This is a genomic window from Paenibacillus sp. Marseille-Q7038 (genome assembly GCF_965111595.1).
The window spans coordinates 3,170,407-3,188,949 of the sequence record NZ_CBCOOM010000001.1; the positions used below are offsets into that span (position 1 = coordinate 3,170,407).

Genomic DNA, 18,543 nt, shown 5'->3' on the forward strand with positions numbered 1-18,543 from the left:
ACCAAGAACAGCCAGTTACAGGCTCCCTCTTGATCCGATTAGGTTTCTCCATCACTCCAACCCGGGTACTTATTTACTTGTCAGGAAATACGTTAGTTCACTTATCTCTTCTTATCATAGGACGTTACTGTTAACCGAATTGAAGATTCGTGTTAAGTAAGGATAAACTTTATTATTTACAATTTGGAAGGAATCACTCTTAGAATGATTTTTCCCACATTTGCTGACTAGATGAAGAAATGGCCGTTGCCCCCTCCAATAAACATGCTTCCGCATGCTCTCGCTTTTGCAGCAGACCGCCGGAGATGACAGGAATGTCTGTCATTTCTCTTACCTTGTGGAGTACCTCAGGAATACGTGCGGGCATAATCTCAATAATATCGGGTTCAACCTGAGCGAGACTTTGTGCAATATTAGCAAGTCCTTCAGAATCAACAAGAAAGAATCGCTGGATGGTAGTAAGACCTAATTTCTGTGCTTTCTTAACGACTTGAATTTTCGTTGTAATAATCCCGTCAGGCCGAATCGCATTTGCTACATATTCAAGCCCCTGCTGGTCATAAGAGAGCCCTCCAATCTTCTCCACATGTACGAAAACCGGGACATGATGTTTTTGAAATAATTCTACATAACTTTTAATCACACCAATACTTCCGGTAAGAAGGAACACCGCACTGAGCTGATCTCGATAAGAAAGAGCGGTTTCAAGGTAACGTACATCCCGAATGGAGGCTACATTACGATATTCGGATAGTCGTTTTAGCAGATCATCCACAGCATACTGCTGTTTTGTTTTTTTAGTGAAAAGTTTTGTACTTTCCGCTCCTTGGGCTAACTGAGATACACTGTTAGACATGCGCTTTATCTCCTCCGTGTCTGGTGTCTGCACTGATTTGCAGGTCCTCTTCATTCAGCTCCGCTTCCAATGCATCGAATAAATCTGATTCATTCAACCGATCGCTCAGTAGCTGCACATTGCACTCTCGCTCCTGCTGTTTTCCGCGAGCATGCGGAGTAGCTCTAAAGTGGTTCATATAGGTAAGAATCTCTGGCAACTGGTCGGTAAGGGACGTATCCGTTATATCCACCGCCTGAATCCGGACTTCTTCTCCTGTAATTTCGGCGATACGATACGCTTGCTCATCCAGGCAGGCAGACAACTGAATGAAAGTCCATCCATGCCGTTCCGTAATTGAATCTACATGAGTATGTCCGTTAAAATAAACCCCTGTTCCTTTTTTCTGGCGGAGAATATGCCACATATCAATGGAAGGGTCGATGGAACCTTTTTCACGATCCGATCCTGTCGTCGTTAAATGAACCGGGTGATGTGCAAAAACCAGCATCGGCTTTGATCCAGACATTTGGACCACTTCTTCGAACCAGTTCAGTTGCTCTTCGTCTAGCCAACCTCCCCAGTTTTCTAAATCCATCTCTCTTGTGGTATCTAGAAAAACAAGAATGAAATCTTCCATGGTTATGGAGTAATAACAGGCTTGTCCTGTTTGTTTTTGAATCTCTTTTTTAGGCTGAGTATACGTATCGTGATTACCCAGAACATGATGAAATCTGCGTTCATAGGAATGTATGATCTCATAAACTTCTTGCAATTCGCGCTTTGTTCCCAGATTAGTCAGATCCCCAAGTGATATATACAAGTCGGCTTCAGAGCTTAAAAAATGATGCAGCATATTTTTATAAAATGCATCTCTTGCTTCTGTCCAGTTACCTAATGTTTGATCCGCCTCATGATAATGTAAGTCACCTATCATTGCTATCCTCATGGTCTTGTACACTCTCCTTTGAGTTGATCTGTAATGAAGTATAGAGGGAGAATGTTATCTGAGATCTTTATCCAGTCGTGTTTTTTGTAAATGTAGAGTCTGATAATTATATATTGACATTTTAATGTAAATATGTTATAATAATTAATTAAAGTTTACGTATGTAATTTAAATTGGTATGATAGTGTCCACCATATTTAAATGGAGGGATCTTACCATGTCAGTGTCGATATCGAAACATATTAGTATGCTTGAATTGTCTCAAACGGTGATGGGCTCTGCCCAGACTATCTATCCGGTTCTTTTACACGATGATAAAGAATTGATTCTGGTCGATACCGGATATCCTGGTCAATTACCTCTTCTTGAAAAGGAGTTGGCAAGTCTAGGATACAGAGTAAGTGATATTAATCGAATTATCCTGACACATCAGGACCTCGACCATATTGGCAATCTGCCTAGCCTTAAACAAGCTTCACCTGCTGCCGAGATTATCTCAGATCCACTTGAAAAGCCCTACATTCAAGGAGACTTGCTACTCCTTAAAATAACATCTGATTCCGTTACAAGTTCATTAGAATCTCTACCTGCTGAGATTTCGGATCAGATGAAGCTCGCCTTCAAACAAACACTTGAAAATCCGCCAAAGGCACCTGTAGATAGGACGGTTATTCATAAAGAAACTTTACCGTATGCCGGAGGAATCATTATTATAGAGACTCCGGGTCACACCCCGGGACATATTAGTCTCTATCATACAGCGAGCAAAACACTCATTGCGGGCGATGCTCTCGTTATAGAAAACAGTGAATTATTCGGACCAAGCCCTGCCCACACATTAGATATGAATAAGGCTATTTCCTCTCTCCAACAGCTAGACAACTACGATATAGAATGTGTCATATGTTTTCACGGTGGTATATATAAAGGAGAGGTAAATCAAAGAATTAATGACATAATTAAACAATTTTCACATTAATATTCATATGAAGAAAGGGCACGAATACATCGCGCCCTTTTATTGTTTACATTTTTTTCATCCAAATGTGAAATAATTCATAGGATTGCATATCCCGATCGCTTATTTTAATTTAGGTCGAGGTTAGATGCGTTCTCTTCTTACCTTAGTATTTTGACTAGAAATACATACACTGACTTTAACATGGACATAATCTTGTAAAGAATCTGGAATCATTATCGATTTACTATTTGTTTCGCAGAATACGGAGGGATCCATTTGGAAGCAGAAGGTTTACGACAAGTTGAGAAATATGCGTTAAGAAAGCAAAGAGTCTACCAAAAAGATTGGAAAATGTACATTCTACGAGCGATGCTTGCCAGTATGTTCATTGGATTCGGGGTTATTGTTGCTTTTAAGACAGGCAACTATTTTTACATAGCGGATTCACCGGCAGCTTATCCTATGGCCGCCCTTACATTTGGAGCAGCGATCATCCTGATTGCTTATGGCGGAGCGGATCTGTTTACTGGTAACACCTTTTACTTCACTTATGCAGCCCTTAAGAAAAAAATGGAATGGAAAACCGTATACAAACTATGGGGGCTCACCTATGTTGGCAACCTGCTTGGTGCACTGGTATTTGCGTTTCTCATTGATGTAACGAATCTCTACGCCTCACCTAGTGTTAACTCATTCCTGATTAATGTAGTGGAACATAAACTGGATGCTACCGTAGTTGAATTGTTTTTCCGGGCTATTCTATGTAACTGGCTCGTATGTCTCGCTTTTTTTGTACCGATGTTCATGAAGGAAAATGGCGCAAAATTGTTTGCAATGGTCCTCTTTGTCTTCTGCTTTTTTATATCGGGTTATGAACATAGTATTGCTAACATGTGTACCTTTGCGATTGCACTTGTGCTAGATCATTCGGAAACGATCACGATTGGTGCAATACTCCACAACTTAATTCCGGTTACGATTGGTAATATGGTCGGCGGCGTATTTATGATGGGGTATTTTTACTACTACATCAATAAACCGTTTGAGGACGATGAAGAAGAAGTGCAACACTAACATACGCTTAACGATAAACAGGGTGCGGGGAACGACTAATGTTCCTACACCCTGTTTATGCATTCACTTAATATAAGGAGCAGCCTGTACTTAGTCCCCTGATCCCTTAGTTACACTGCAGCCATTTCAATATGAATCGTTGTTTTTAAACCAAGTGCATTCATCACACTTTGAATCTTTTCTGTCGTTGCCCCTTCATATTCATTTCGTTCATCTCTTGATACTTGAGCTTCCGATACCCCAAGTCTTTTTGCAAGTTCAGCCTGAGATAAGTTCATATAGATCCGATGAGCAATTAAATTTTTGCCGACTTCCATAATCGTCTCAATCGGAAGAAAGATTCCTTGTTTAATCATCTCATAATGTTGAATATCTTGTTCAAGCTCCCCCTTAAAAGCAAGCAGCGGCTGAACAGCATGGGAAATTTGGTCTTTACTAAGTCCCATACTTTCTAATCGAAGTTTCTCATTCGCGATATAGGCTTTGTGGTCTTTCAGTTTTTCTTTTGCTCTGCGGTAAGCGGTTTCAGTCTTAATCATTCTATTTATCCTTCCTTTACTCTTTTAGCTTATTATTGAACGTTCATGTTGTTCTTATTTCCTTATGTAATGCAATCTATACCTAAATTATGCCTTAAAAATGAATCTATTAGTAAACTTAACAGCTGTGTTAATATTATAATCTTGAATTATATAGTGGTCAATTCATTCCTTAGTTTACAAAAAAAAGACTGTTTCCATGAATAGAAATACAGTCCCTTTTATCATCCTATGTATCACTCTTATGGTTATTACTTCTTTTCCCCTTTGATACTGTGTTAGCCTTTCATTCCAAAATGACCTGGAATTTCTTTTACTACTACACCGAACAGGAGGATACACAAGTAACCAAACATAATAACCATATCTATACGTCTACTCATCTTATTTCCTCCTATAACTTCTTTTTTATTAATTTAACAGCACACTAACCATTTGTATATATTTTCCTTTGTCTCCTTCGAACAAAACCATTTCACCCTCTTTCTTTTTATCGAATAAAGAAGCGTATTTCTGTAGAGAAGGTTGGCCATAAATAATAAAAAGCACCTGCCATGGTAATGACAGATGCTTTTTAGAAGCATACTTTGTTTTGTTATTTCTCTACTTTCTCCCGGTCCTTCCCTTTATCCGACTCTCCTGCATTTCTAGATGCTGCTTCGCGGTCTTGCTGCATCTCCTCCACCGTCTTCACTTTAATGCGTGCCGCACCTTCGTAATCTTTAACCGGAATCCAGGTGTCTGAGGCCATTCTTTGTTTTGCCTCGACCACGGCATGACCGTATTGCGGAAGCCACTCTTCCTGTGCAACGAGCATCTCATCCACCATCTGCCAGATCTCATTTGGATTACATACCGCACCTACAAGCGGGTCCATCATAAAAGCCTGACGAAGCAGCTGATCATCTCCCTGAATTGCCGCCTCTACGGCAAGGCGCTGTACTGAAATACTCACATTACATACCGCAGCCGGTCCAAGGGGAAGTTCACCTACATGCGGCATAGAGATACCGTTACGATCTACATACCCTGGAGCTTCGATCACGGCATCATCCGGCAGATTCGAGATAACTCCGTTATTTATGACGTTAAAATGTCCACGATAGATTCTTCCCGTTTCGAGGCTCTCGATAATATAAGAGCCATGTTCCTGACCACGCTGATCTGCTGTAAAACGATTAGGTTCATCCTTCATCCAGTTAGGAAAATCCGTCTCAAACCAGTTGCGACCTTCCGTGCACACACGCAGATATCCACCTGTTTCGCCATTAATCCAGCTACCGAGGTCAATCCAATCCTTAATCTCTTCAGGACGTTTACGGTACCATGGAACATATTCACTGAGATGTCCATTGGATTCTGTACTGTAGTATCCGAATCTGCGAAGCATATCAATCCTTACTTTTTCGGTACGGCTATATTCTGGATGCTTCAGGAAGGCTTCAAGCAGACCTGCAGTCAGATCTTTACCTTCATGACTTGCTTTAATATACCAAGTCTGATGATTAATCCCCGCACATACAATGTCCACTTCTTTCATATCAAGTCCGTATACTTCAGCAATTTGATGATGTCCATGCTGTACACCATGGCACAAACCGATGGTGCGAACACCCCCATATTGATTACACGCCCAAGTAAGCATCGCCATTGGGTTGGAGTAGTTTAGCAGTAGTACATCTTCCGAACACACGTTACGGATGTCTTTACAGATCTCCATCATTTCAGCAATACCGCGCTGACCATACATGATTCCGCCCGCACAAAGTGTGTCCCCTACACACTGATCGACACCATATTTTAGAGGAATATCGACATCGCTCGCAAAAGCTTCCAGACCGCCGACACGAATCGTACAAATGACATATTTTGCGTCTTTCAAAGCTTCGCGCCGATCGGTTGTCGAATGAATCTGTATGCTAAGTCCATTCTCTGTAATGTCCCGCTGACACAACTCGGTTACCATATCTAGATTATGTTTATTAATATCATGAAAAGAAATATCAAGGTTGCTGAATTCCGGTACGGTTAATAAGTCACGTAGTAATCCACGTGTAAATCCAATACTTCCAGCTCCAATAAAAGCAATTTTACATGACATATAAGATGCTCCACCTTCCATTATTGAAACCTTCTCCCGTAAAAAAAGGATCCGATTTGTATACGATTATTGTAGCAATCGCAAGATAGGAAGCGTTACCAATATCATGACTTCTTTTCGCTAACTTCGTATAATATTCTCACTTTTATTCTTGTTTTTCTCTATTTCATTGTTCGTTATCTCACATCTACAGCATGCTCTATAAGAGGAATAGAGAGGCCAAGTTCGTAAGCAGATATGACTGCTCCTATAAAATAAATAATGAACCAAATGTCACTGCTTGAGTATCCGATATGATAATAGTAAGTCCGTTTGTTCTCACTTTGAAACCCCTTTGCTTCCATCGCCACGGCAATCCGCTGCGCTCTTCGAATACTTTGTGCCAGCAGCGGAATCGCATATGGTTTTATCAGCGCATAAATATTCCACTTTGGTGCTCGGTTCCCTCCTCCTCGTATCATCAAGGCGTGCCGAAGTGTCTGAAATTCGTAGACTAGAATGGGGATCAGATTCATCGCAGCCAGGAAACTATAAGCATATTTAGGCGGAAGTCTCCACTGTTGCATCAGAGAGTAGAACAAGCGCACAGGCCTCGTTGTCAGCCCAAATAACAAACCGATCGCAGCCATTGATAACGCCCTGCAGCCCAGATGTACACCGCGCAAAAAACTCTCTTCTGTGATATGGATAATGCCATATTTCCACCAAGTCGTTTCTCCTTTTCCGAAAAACATCATTCCCGTCGAAGTCGATATAAATACCAGAATAAATGGGGATGCATACAGGAGTAGACGAAGCGGAGGATGACCGGAACCGATTAAGAGAAGCAGCATAGCGATTGTTAAATAGATCATCATATTGAGATTGTGGATGAGGATTACCACAAGAAACATCAATGCGAACGTAATCAGCTTAAACCCGGGGTTAACCCGGTGCAACCAAGTGTCATGGTATGGGATATTTAATTGCAAATGGTGATTCTCCCCTCTGCTGCCTGCCATACAGAAGTACAATACCGAGCTACGATCTCTTCGTCATGAGTCACCATGATAATAGCTGTTCCTTCACTTCGCAGACGCTCAAGTTCATCCAGCATCGCAAATGTATTTCTTGCATCCTGCCCAAAGGTGGGCTCATCAAGCAGCAATACACGGGGATTACGAACAATTGCGGAAGCAACACTCAGCCTTCTTTTTTGTCCAAGAGACAGCTCGTAAGGATGCCTGTTCTCTAGTCCATTCAGATGGAACCTTTGCAGCAGTTCTTCCACTCGTACTCGGCGTTCTTTCTTCGATATGGGCTCAGACAGCAGTGAATATTCAACTTCATTCCATACGGAATGCGTAATAAACTGCAATTCTGGATTCTGGAATACATAGGCCATCTGCTGTGCTGCCTGCTTGGTATTTTTCGGCTCGATACCTTTCATTAGATACGTACCGGTCATAGGGAGCAGCTTCATTAATCCAAGCAAAAATGAACTCTTCCCTGCACCATTGGGTCCCGTAATTCCAATAAAGTCACCAGGTAGCACCTGAAGCTCCTCTGCTCGAATCACAGGCTTGCTGCTACGATGAATCACACATTCACGAAGCAAAAGAAGTGGCTCTGCTCCCTTCTCAATAGCTGCGGCATTCTCCTGCCTAAGAGGTCTAGGCCAATTCTTCCAAGTCCCCGGATACCAGATGCCATAATCCGTTATCGTCTGCTGATGCTGACTGAAGATCTCTTCCGCCCTGCCATCTGCCATGATCTCTCCTTCGGAAGATAAGACAATAATGCGATCTACAAAATCAAGGATATAATCAATCTTATGTTCGACTATAATCACGGTACGTTCCCCAGCAATGTCTCGAATCGTAGCCCATACTTCAAGCGTCCCTTCTTTATCTAGCAGCGCTGTTGGTTCATCTAGAAAAAGGACACTAGGTTCTACTCCAAGTACCGAAGCAATGGCCAGACGCTGTTTCATACCTTGGGAGAGAGCTTGCACCGGTGTATGTAAGTCAGGTAAGTCAAGTCCAACAAGACTTAGAAGTTCTCTAATCTTCGCTTGCATCTCTTCTCGGGGAACCTGACGATTCTCTAACACAAAAGCCAATTCCTCATCTACATAGGGCATACAAAACTGAGTATCTGGATCTTGAAAAACAATACCTGGATGGGCAGGAATATGTACATGATCTGCCTTCATCGGCACATCAACGGAATGAGGAATAAGTCCGCTCAGCACTTGAAGTAGTGTTGACTTTCCGCTGCCACTAGCACCAAGCAGTAACACTTTCTCCCCTTGATTTATAGTTAAAGATAATTTGTTGAACCAAATCTGAGATTCTCCGGGAAACTTCAGACGCAGATCGTCAATAGCTACTGCTACTGACTGCTGAGTAACGTATGCTTTCTCCTGTGTCTGCAAAGCTTTGTCCTCCATCGGACCTGTTATAGAAGGACACATTAGTGCAGTGCCTCCATATCTTCTTTCGTCGTTTTTCTTAAAGATTTCGTTACCCCCGTTATTTCCAAAGCTTTATACAGTGAATAAGCAACAATACCAGCTAACAAAATACTTCCGGCTAATCTTAGCCCAATAAGCAACGCATAACTCCACGTTTGCAATGAATCGATATAACCATATCCAAAATCAAGGATTAGGGAGCCGGCCGCTGATCCGATAGCAGCAAGTGACGTAATCCATACATTTACTTTTCGATAGAAAAACAGCGCAAAAATAAGTTCAGCTCCGAGTCCTTGTACCGCGCCATAGATCAGCGTAGAGATCCCCCACTCACTTCCTAAAAATGCACTTACGGTCGATGCCGCAATCTCTGCTAGAAGGGCAACACCTGGTTTACGAATGACGAGAAAAGCAAAGGTCCCTGCCATAAACCACATGCCGTAAATCATTTGTTCCGCATGGAGTCCAAACGGTTTGACTAGATCATAAGTAGGTCCCCATATTTTATAAATGATCCCAAATACAACAGCAAGCACAATCGTAACTAGAATATCGGTTAATGTAAGTCCTTTGCGCCCTGACTCTGAACTACGGCCTTTTGTCTGCAACATGTACAATTCCTCCTTAGAATATCAAAAAAAGCCTCCCCAATTCGGGCAGGCCAGGTAAGGACGCATCTGTATTCGCATCTAAAAAACAAAGGGTACACTTGGTCGGCAGCAATGGCTTGGAGAGTTACCTCACATCATTTCGTTCAGCTGGCTGCTTCTGCATTCATGCATCACATTTGTTCCTACATACGATTCGCGATATTCGTTCTCTACGCTGGCATTACCCAGATCAGATCTACGGTCAGCGGCATAAGGCCGCTCTCTCAGCCTGACTTCATCAAGCTCCCGTTCGTGCTTTTTAAGTTAGTTACAATGTACATGAAATATGCTTAATTGGCAATTACTTCTACAAAGTCACCAAGATCTGCGCTCCGTCTGTTCTCTGTAGGTACTAGGAGTGAGTCCGGTATGTTTTTTAAACAGAGTATGAAAATACTGACTGCTGCTGACCCCTACATAGTCACATAGTTCGTATATAGGTATGTCTGTCTGCTGAAGCAGCATTTTGGCTTTTTCCATCCGAATCCCAGTCAGATATTCTGTCAGCGTCTGGGATGTGCTTATCTTAAATATTCGCTGTAGATATCCCGGATGAAGACGGACTTCCGCCGCTAAATCCTTAATTTGAATATTGCGATCATAATTCTGATGCATGTAGAGAATACATCGTTTGACATAACCTTCTGCACTCGGTTCTCTTGTCATTACCACTTCTTCGCGGAGCCTTGCAATACGTACAAACAGTTGTAAAAACAACAGATCCGTCATCGTATTTTTCTGTCCTACCGGTTGCCGGTCCAGCTCCAACACCAGACTTTTGAGCACATAATATACCTCTTCCGGATCGGAGAGGACCATGTACTCAAAAGGAGATTTCACAAAATCGGATAAGGCCTTTTCTTCTGCCAATAACGATTTCACTGACGAATCAAATGAAGTGTCTCCTTCTTCAAAACCAAACTCCACATTTAGCATCCGGCAGGCAACTTCCGGCTCTACGATGAGTCTATGCGAGACATCTGCGTCCAAAATAATAAACTCGCCTTTACGCAGCATGATCAATTCACGATGTCCATCCTTGCACTTCACATCAATGGTACATCCTCCTTGAATCACATACATAATCTCAGTCCAGCGATGTTCGTGGTAGGCCATCTCATAGTCTTTCCATTGCTTATAGTAGTAGGCATAGAAGTACGGGTTCCACGAGCCTTCTGACGGATGCATGCAGAAGAAACTGCCTGACATGTTAAAGCCCCCCTGTATTTCGAATCAGAATTATAGATTCAGAAGATGAAATACCACCAGGGGACCTTACGTCAGTCGTAGGGTTCTGAACTTCTCGATAACCTCAGATATTGAATTCATACTTAATGGCTTGCTTATATATTCATCCATGCCCAAAGACATGTACTTCTCCCGATCTCCTTTTATTGCATGTGCCGTTACAGCCACAATATAAGGACTATCCTCTGCTAGCTGTTCACGAATCAGGCGTGTAGATTCCACTCCATCCATGATCGGCATTTGAATATCCATAAACACGATATCATAGGAATCTTCCAAACAAGCTTTCAATGCTTCTTTTCCGTTAGGAACAACAATAGCCTTGTAACCTAATTTATTCATCATTTTAACAAGGACGATCTGATTAACCTCATTATCTTCTACGACAAGAATACGCAGTCCACTATCTATTTCATCATCGTATCTTTGATTATGTCTGTCCTCGATCAATTCGAGGTTGGTCTGCAGAGAAAAGTAAGCAGTAAACACAAAACGTGAACCCGATTGGTACCTTCTAGGCTCATATCTGATCTCTCCGCCCATCAGTTCTACCATCTTCTTACTGATCGCAAGACCGAGTCCCGTTCCTTCGATTTGTCTTGTCATGTAATGATCCACTTGGTAAAAAGGTTCGAAAAGCCTTTCTGCTTTACTTTCCGGAATGCCAATACCCGTGTCCAACACTTCGAATTCAAGACACACTTCATCATCGTCTTGGTCGATTTTTTTGGCAGATAAAGAAATGGTACCCTTCTGTGTAAATTTAATCGCATTACTGAGCAGATTAATTAAAACTTGTCTCAGCTTATTACCATCGCCCATCAGCTTATCAGGAATACTCTCATCGACTGATATTTCTACATGCAAATCTTTATTCTTAGCCCTTGGCAGATTTAGATAGTAGACATCAGAAAGAATCGAGTTTAACTGCATCGGTTCAATCGATAGTTCCATTCTTCCAGATTCGACTTTAGAGAAATCAAGAATATCATTAATGATCGTAAGGAGCGCTTCCCCACTCTGCTTAATGATGGATGCATACTGCATTTGTTCATCAGATAGCTCCGTCTCCACAAGTAAATCTGTCATTCCAATTACACCATTCATCGGAGTTCGTATCTCATGACTCATCATAGCTAAAAACTCACTTTTTGCTTTGTTCGTTCTTTCCGCCGCTTCTTTTTCAATAATAAGCCGCTTCTCTTCTGTCATATCTTTCGCAATTAGATAAAAACCGACTTTATGATCATGGATAATAATAGGCGCCAAAGTAGCGAGTATTTCCACCACATGTCCATCCTTGTGACGAACCACATTAATATCTCGTTCAATTGCCGTATAATCCTCGTCTACAAAAGCCAGATTGGCAATGGCTTCTTCCCCTACAATACGAGAGATCCGAGTACCAATTAATTCAGAAATTGTATATCCCGTAAGACGTTCTGCTATCTGGTTTCCATTAATGATACTCCCATCAAGCCCAAAAGAAATAATCGCATCATGATTATACTTTTTAAGTGATGTATACCTTTCCACACTCTCTAATAGTTTCAGTTCTGCCACCTTACTGCTTGTAATATCTATCATATGAACAACATAATAGGCAGGTTCTCCCGTTTGTGGATCACAGTATAAAGAGATATAGACACAAGCCCAGACTACATTACCGTTTCTATGTAGATATTGTTTTTCATTCTCGTAACCAGAAGACATCTTCGATACAAGTTCAGTTGGGGGTATATCCTCTGATAGTATATAGTCAAGTGCAGGAAGCGTAATAAGCTCTTCTCTGCTAAATCCTATGATTTGGCATGCTGCAGGATTCACATCGATCCATTTACCGTCTAATGATACAAATGCAACTCCAACAGGCGCTTGAGTAAAAATGTGCTCTACTAAATTTATATTTTCTAATCGTTCCAGGTCACTCATCTCAGCACCTCCTCACATGGACTATTATACAACTAGTGAGTGGACTTGTGGACGGGTTGTTTTATGAAAAACTACCATAATGATCAATATTTTTGTAAAAAACGGTTAAAATACTCATTTTCTAAAAAGTAAGGCTGATTCCAGCTTTTTTTCGCTTCTTTTTCTCGTTTATTCTCACTAAAAAAGAGATGACATATGCGCCATACAAGGCATGTCATCTCTCTTTATCATGATTTAAAATGCAGGAATCATCGTATCCTTATGATAATCTTCAATAAATTTTCTAGCTTCGTCACTTGTCAGTGCAGCTGCCAGTTTTTGAATTGCTTCGGAGTCTTTGTTATCTTCACGTGCAACCAGCGATATAGCAAATTCCTCATCCAGTGCTTCCGTGACAATCGCATCCTTAGGTGTTAAACCAAGCGGAGAAGCATAGGCAGGATAGAGTGTAACCATATCCACGTCATCATAAGCACGGCCAAGCATGAGAAGATCTACTTCTTGGAACTTATAGTTCTTCGGATTCTCGATAATATCAGACTGAAGGGCGTTAATACCCACGCCATCCTTTAGTGTAATCATTCCGTTCTCAGCAAACATCGCAAGGGAACGTCCAATATTGGCTGGGTCATTCGGAATTCCAATCGTTGCACCCTCTGGTAACTCCTCAATACTGTTGTATTTCTTAGAGTAACCACCGTAAATAATGTGATAAATGGGTGTAACCATGACGAGGTTTCCGTCATTATTTTCGTTATATTGCTCCATGAACACTTTATGCTGGAAGAAGTTCGCATCCACTTCTTTGTTCTTCAAAGCCTCATTAGGCTGAATATTATCGGATACACTCACGACTTCAAGCTGAATGCCATCTTCTTCAAGCACCGGTTTTATCGCTTCCATCATATCGACCATTGCAGACAGACTACTAGCTACTTTGATCTTCTGCATCTCTCCTTCTTGAGAAGCACTTGAGTCCCCCTGAACCCCGTCACTGCTCTCTGAACTACAAGCAGCTAGAGCTAACATCAATACCGCCAACATAGCAAGTCCAAGCCATTGTTTCATGCCATTCTTTTTTGTCTTAATCATCTGTTATTCCTCTCTTCTTCCTATTCGAATGCAAAACATTGTACTTATTAACGTTTATCCAGAATACGTGCCAAAAGATTCCCCAAATACTGAATAAGCTGCACGAGTACAATCATAATGACAATTGTGAATACCATAAGTTCGGTTTCATACCGCTGATATCCATATCTAATAGCAAAATCGCCAATTCCTCCGCCGCCAACGACACCGACAACAGTGGAGTAGGAAATAAAGCTGACCGTAGACAAGGTTAAACCTCGAACCAGGCCTGACCTTGCCTCGACATACAAAAATTTATAAATAAACTGAAACAGATTCGCACCCATGGAAGACGCGGCCTCAACCACACCTTTCGGCACTTCAAGCAGTGACTGCTCAGCCAGCCTTGAATAACTGGCGATGGCTACAACAGCAAGCGGAATCGATGCAGCGGTTGTACCAAGCGCGGTTCCTACAATCATTCGTGTCAAAGGAATCATAAAAACAACGAGCAACAAGAATGGAAAAGAACGAATGATATTTACGACAACGTCAAGTATGGTGAATAATACAACGTTCTCATATTTTTGACCTTTTCGCGTTAAGTATAGCAGTGTTCCCAGCGGAAGTCCGATTAGGATTGCAGCCGCCAGCGAGACGCCAACCATAAAAAAGGTTTGTCCGATGGCTTCCCACATTTCACTTTCATATTTTTCTATATACGTTTCATAAAAATTCATCTCTCGTCATCACCTGCTTCCTGCTCCTCATACCAGGCGAGCATATCAGGTGGCAATGACCCTTCCCTAATTGGCAGTGTACGCACGATTTTTCCTGAATCCATAAAGGATACAGCCGTACACAGCCGCTCAACAACCGGAACTTCATGTGTGACGATGACGATCGTAATCTTCAATGCTTCGTTAACATGTCTAAGTACCTCGAGCACACCCGAAGTGGTCTTTGGATCAAGCGCAGAGGTAGGTTCATCACAAAGCAGTACCTGAGGTTCATTTGCAAGTGCCCTGGCAATGGCCACACGCTGTTTTTGTCCACCGCTAAGCTGCGCAGGATACTGCTTCGCCTTGTCCTCTAGCCCCACAAACCGTAAATATTCGTGTACCCGGGTCATACGTTCATCCTTTTTCACACCTGCAAGCTCAAGCGGAATGGCTACATTCCCTTCTACCGTCCGGTTTCCAATCAGGTTAAAATGCTGAAAAATCATTCCGATCTTTCTTCTTGCTTCTCTGAGCTCCGCTTCTTTCATCTGCGTTAGCTCTTGTCCACCTATGTAAACCTGCCCTTCTTCCGGTCTCTCCAACAAATTCATGGTGCGAAGCAGTGTCGATTTCCCCGCGCCGCTTGCCCCTATAATGCCATGAATACTGCCCTGTTCGATATGTAGCGAAACATTATCTACTACCGTCAGTCGCTCTCCATGCTTCTTAGGACCAAAACTCTTGCTGACATGGTCTAGCGATATCAAGCCTATTCCTCCTTCATTATTGACATAAAGAAAGCTCGCGCAAGACATCCGTCTCGTGCGAGCATGTATTTCTATCATCGTATTTCTTAAAAATGCTAAAATCCAGTTTGTCAATTTCATTTCGCACTTTCAAATCATACCATACGGATAGGGATTTGACTCTAATTTTTCTTAACAAATTCAGAGGAATTTCACATCCAATTTTATGAAAGCTCTATTTTCTTATTTAAACCAGCCTTTTTCTTTAAAATGCTTAATGGCTTCAATCCGGTTGCCCACCCCGAGCTTGTCTAAAATGACGGACACATAATTTCTAACCGTTCCTGTGGTGATGTATAGTTCATTTGAAATTTCTTTCGTGTTTTTGCCATCTGCGATCAGTTCCAGTACAGCTTTCTCTCGTTCCGTAAGCGGATTTTTCTCCCCATATCCTTCATCCACAAGTTCCGCTGCATAGATTCTTCTTCCCGACATAACACTGCGAATCGTCTGCGCTAGTTCTTCAATGGGACTGTCTTTCAGTAAATATCCGCTGACGCCCGCCTTCAGTGCCCGTTCAAAATAACCGCTGCGAGCAAAAGTGGTTAGGATAATAATTTTCACATCCTGCCCCTTCATCTCTTCCGCAGCATCAAGTCCACTCTTGACCGGCATTTCGATATCCATAATACATATATCAGGTTGATGCTCCCTGACAAGGTTAACGGCATCTTCTCCGTTATTTGCCCGTCCAATGACTTCCATATCTTCTTCTAAATCAAGCAAGGAGGCGAGGGCTCCAAGCAGCATTCGCTGATCCTCAGCAATGACTATACGAATCATATTAACTCAAACTCCTCTCACATTTGACGCTGAACGGCCCGGGGCACTGCAATACGCAGCTTAGTACCTTCTTCCGAAGTAATCGCAAGACTGCCGTTAACAAATTCTAAACGTTCTCTCATTCCCCGAAGTCCATTACCGCGAATCCGTTCCGGCGCGTCTTTCATCCCTTTTCCATTATCTTTTACGGTGATAACAAGTTCGGTATGATTCGGTTCAATCCTAATCTCACATATACTCGCTTCACTATGCTTAATGACATTCGTAACTGCTTCTTTCAGGCACATACCCAGCACATTCTCTGCCATGAGAGAGACGCCTGTCAGATTATCTTCTCCTTCGATCTGCAGCTCGATGTCCGCAACCTTCAGTATCTGTCTGATACGGAACAATTCATCTTCAAATCTTGTGCCTCTCATCTGGGTGACCATCTCCCGTACTTCCTTCAATGCCGTTCTTGCTGTTATGGTCACATCCTTCATTTCTTCCTGAGCTTTAGCTGGATTACGTGTTACCATCTTGCTGGCAAGCTCACTCTTCAGACCGATAAGCGAAAGCTTTTGCCCCAGTGTATCATGTAAATCTCTTGCAATCCGCTGTCTTTCTTCCTGTTTGACTAGTTCTGATATACGTTTATTCGCATCTTCCAGCTGACCCTGAAGCGCGTCTTGTTTATTCTTGTTATATGTACTAACGGGCAGCAGAATAACAGCGATCATACTAATAAGTACAAAAGGCAGCTGTTGAATTACCACGGGATTAGCGGAGGCTAGCGAGTAATTAATGGTAACAAAGGTACTGACTAAATGAACTGTGTATAACGTAATGAAGCCGGCTTTATTTTGAATCGTACCAATAAAAAAAGCGAGAAATAAGGAGAAATAAACGAAACCAAAAATAAGTGCCATTAAAATGGAAATGGCAATCTGCAGACCATACCAGATATATACCGGCCAGCCTTTCATCACAAGCCCGAGCAAATTAGAAGCAAAAAACAGCATAATCGCCAGGACACCAAAGACGACATATCCTTTGGAAGAGGAACCAATGATAAAGTAGAAAGGGAGGATCAAACACACTAACCATACATACGGATTCAGACCCGTATTTTTGCGAAAAACGTCCTGCCAACGATGCATCATACTCACGAACTCACACCTGCTTCTATTCCGAAATATCAAGAAAAAATGACTATAGATTCTAATCATCTATAGTCATTTATCTCATTTTAGCTTATTAAATATTGTATCATATCCTGTGCTTTAACTGACAGGCGCTGAAGTAGATACCTTATCTTTGCGAGACTCTTTTTGGGCGAGCTCCAGCTTCTGCTCGTGAAGCACTTTCTTGTATTCTCTAAATGTTACAAAACGCTTGCTCTTCTCATCCCAAAGTCGGAACCGCATAGCCTTTAGACTTGTAGCCACTGTGATTGTCGTCGCTTTGTGCAAAGGAGGTGTCGCATTATGTGCTTCCTCCAAAAGATAATTCGGCACTCTTGGACTTAAATGATGCACATGGTGGAAACCAATATTCCCCGTAATCCACTGCAATACTTTAGGAAGCTTATAGTATGAGCTGCCTTCTACAGCTGCCTGAATATAAGACCAATCCTCTTCATTCTCGAAATAGGAATCTTCAAATGTATGTTGTACATAAAACAACCATATGCCCAGCATACTTGCAAAATAGAAAATAGGAACTTGAATCATTAAGAAAGCTTCCCATCCTACTGTAAGGCACAAAGCAGTGTAAACCGCTACAATCAGCAGATTGGTCAGGTACGTATTCATCCGTTCTTTACGTTTCACATTTTTCCGATTAAAACGATATTGAATTAAGAATACAGCGATCGGGCCGACCCCGAACAAAACAATGGGATTACGATACAGGCGGTAATACAATTTCGTCATCCATTTAGATGATTGATACTCTTCCGTAGTCATCATCCAGATGTCGCCTGTTCCTCGCTTATCCAGATTACCACTGGTTGCATGGTGCATAGAATGACTATACTTCCACTGCATATAAGGAGTAAGGGAAATGACACCCACAAGTGTCCCTACGATATCGTTTGCCTTGCGGCTCTTAAAGAAAGACCCATGACAGCAATCATGAAAAATAATAAATGCACGAATAACAAATCCGGCGGCAATCAGACATAGGGGCAATGTTATAAAATAAGAAACCGACAGACTTTCAAAGGCAAGATACCAGAGTAAAAAGAGTGGTACCAATGTATTAATCATTTGAATGATACTGGATTTCAGTTCTGTTTTCTCATAAGGGGCTACATCTTTTTTCAATTGAGTTTTAAAGGATACGGACATGGCATGTTCTCCTTCACGCGTATGAACTACGCATATAATATCCTAATTATATAAGGAGACTGTCATATGGGTAAGTCATAAACGTCA

Annotated in this window: 17 protein-coding genes and 1 riboswitch; of the genes, 2 read left to right on the forward strand and 15 right to left on the reverse strand. The window is 41.9% G+C overall.

The window, feature by feature from the left end; genetic code table 11:
• Window positions 1-199: 199 nt before the first annotated feature.
• Both ACWPWY_RS15095 and ACWPWY_RS15100 read right to left on the reverse strand, forming a co-directional pair.
• Entirely contained in the window at window positions 200-856 is a 657-nt protein-coding gene (locus ACWPWY_RS15095) for a glycerol-3-phosphate responsive antiterminator (protein ID WP_454192397.1), read from the reverse strand.
• Window positions 849-1,784, reverse strand: a complete 936-nt coding sequence (locus ACWPWY_RS15100; RefSeq protein ID WP_454192398.1) for a metallophosphoesterase family protein — start codon at window positions 1,782-1,784, stop codon at window positions 849-851. The genes ACWPWY_RS15095 and ACWPWY_RS15100 overlap by 8 nt, the downstream gene beginning before the upstream one ends.
• Window positions 1,785-2,001: 217 nt before the next feature.
• Between ACWPWY_RS15100 and ACWPWY_RS15105 the strand changes: the two genes are divergently transcribed.
• Both ACWPWY_RS15105 and ACWPWY_RS15110 read left to right on the forward strand, forming a co-directional pair.
• Window positions 2,002-2,763 carry an MBL fold metallo-hydrolase gene (locus ACWPWY_RS15105; RefSeq protein WP_454192399.1) on the forward strand — a complete coding sequence of 254 codons (762 nt, stop codon included), beginning with the start codon at window positions 2,002-2,004 and terminating at the stop codon, window positions 2,761-2,763.
• 258 nt (window positions 2,764-3,021) lie between these two features.
• Window positions 3,022-3,819 (forward strand): formate/nitrite transporter family protein, encoded by a 798-nt coding sequence (locus ACWPWY_RS15110; protein WP_454192400.1) that lies wholly within the window; start codon window positions 3,022-3,024, stop codon window positions 3,817-3,819.
• Window positions 3,820-3,929: 110 nt separating this feature from the next.
• On the opposite strand, the gene ACWPWY_RS15115 is transcribed toward ACWPWY_RS15110, so the two are convergent.
• From ACWPWY_RS15115 to ACWPWY_RS15175, 13 genes are all read right to left on the reverse strand, one after another.
• The gene (locus ACWPWY_RS15115; RefSeq protein WP_454192401.1) at window positions 3,930-4,358 is read right to left on the reverse strand and encodes a helix-turn-helix domain-containing protein; all 429 of its coding nucleotides are present in this window, start codon (window positions 4,356-4,358) and stop codon (window positions 3,930-3,932) included.
• A gap of 595 nt (window positions 4,359-4,953) precedes the next feature.
• Window positions 4,954-6,459: an alpha-galactosidase gene (gene melA / locus ACWPWY_RS15120; protein WP_454192402.1), complete on the reverse strand. Its 1,506-nt coding sequence runs from the start codon at window positions 6,457-6,459 to the stop codon at window positions 4,954-4,956.
• 176 nt (window positions 6,460-6,635) lie between these two features.
• A complete protein-coding gene (locus tag ACWPWY_RS15125) occupies window positions 6,636-7,430 on the reverse strand; it encodes an energy-coupling factor transporter transmembrane component T family protein (protein WP_454192403.1) in 795 nt (264 codons plus the stop codon).
• Window positions 7,421-8,890, reverse strand: a complete 1,470-nt coding sequence (locus tag ACWPWY_RS15130) for an ABC transporter ATP-binding protein (RefSeq protein WP_454192897.1) — start codon at window positions 8,888-8,890, stop codon at window positions 7,421-7,423. Before ACWPWY_RS15130 ends, ACWPWY_RS15125 begins: the two co-directional genes overlap by 10 nt.
• A 23-nt stretch (window positions 8,891-8,913) precedes the next feature.
• Complete coding sequence (locus tag ACWPWY_RS15135; protein ID WP_454192404.1) at window positions 8,914-9,525, reverse strand: ECF transporter S component; 612 nt, start codon at window positions 9,523-9,525, stop codon at window positions 8,914-8,916.
• A 189-nt stretch (window positions 9,526-9,714) separates the two neighbouring features.
• Window positions 9,715-9,824, reverse strand: a riboswitch (TPP riboswitch).
• 55 nt (window positions 9,825-9,879) lie between these two features.
• The gene (locus ACWPWY_RS15140; RefSeq protein ID WP_454192405.1) at window positions 9,880-10,773 is read right to left on the reverse strand and encodes an AraC family transcriptional regulator; all 894 of its coding nucleotides are present in this window, start codon (window positions 10,771-10,773) and stop codon (window positions 9,880-9,882) included.
• A gap of 66 nt (window positions 10,774-10,839) precedes the next feature.
• Window positions 10,840-12,744 (reverse strand): PAS domain S-box protein, encoded by a 1,905-nt coding sequence (locus ACWPWY_RS15145; RefSeq protein WP_454192406.1) that lies wholly within the window; start codon window positions 12,742-12,744, stop codon window positions 10,840-10,842.
• A 234-nt stretch (window positions 12,745-12,978) separates the two neighbouring features.
• Complete coding sequence (locus tag ACWPWY_RS15150; protein WP_454192407.1) at window positions 12,979-13,836, reverse strand: MetQ/NlpA family ABC transporter substrate-binding protein; 858 nt, start codon at window positions 13,834-13,836, stop codon at window positions 12,979-12,981.
• Window positions 13,837-13,883: 47 nt separating this feature from the next.
• Window positions 13,884-14,555 carry a methionine ABC transporter permease gene (locus tag ACWPWY_RS15155; RefSeq protein ID WP_454192408.1) on the reverse strand — a complete coding sequence of 224 codons (672 nt, stop codon included), beginning with the start codon at window positions 14,553-14,555 and terminating at the stop codon, window positions 13,884-13,886.
• Window positions 14,552-15,304 (reverse strand): methionine ABC transporter ATP-binding protein, encoded by a 753-nt coding sequence (locus ACWPWY_RS15160; protein WP_454192409.1) that lies wholly within the window; start codon window positions 15,302-15,304, stop codon window positions 14,552-14,554. The genes ACWPWY_RS15155 and ACWPWY_RS15160 overlap by 4 nt, the downstream gene beginning before the upstream one ends.
• Before the next feature lie 222 nt (window positions 15,305-15,526).
• The gene (locus ACWPWY_RS15165; protein WP_454192410.1) at window positions 15,527-16,126 is read right to left on the reverse strand and encodes a response regulator; all 600 of its coding nucleotides are present in this window, start codon (window positions 16,124-16,126) and stop codon (window positions 15,527-15,529) included.
• A 17-nt stretch (window positions 16,127-16,143) separates the two neighbouring features.
• The gene (locus ACWPWY_RS15170) at window positions 16,144-17,265 is read right to left on the reverse strand and encodes a sensor histidine kinase (protein WP_454192898.1); all 1,122 of its coding nucleotides are present in this window, start codon (window positions 17,263-17,265) and stop codon (window positions 16,144-16,146) included.
• A 123-nt stretch (window positions 17,266-17,388) separates the two neighbouring features.
• A complete protein-coding gene (locus tag ACWPWY_RS15175; protein ID WP_454192411.1) occupies window positions 17,389-18,456 on the reverse strand; it encodes a fatty acid desaturase in 1,068 nt (355 codons plus the stop codon).
• Between the last annotated feature and the right edge of the window lie 87 nt (window positions 18,457-18,543).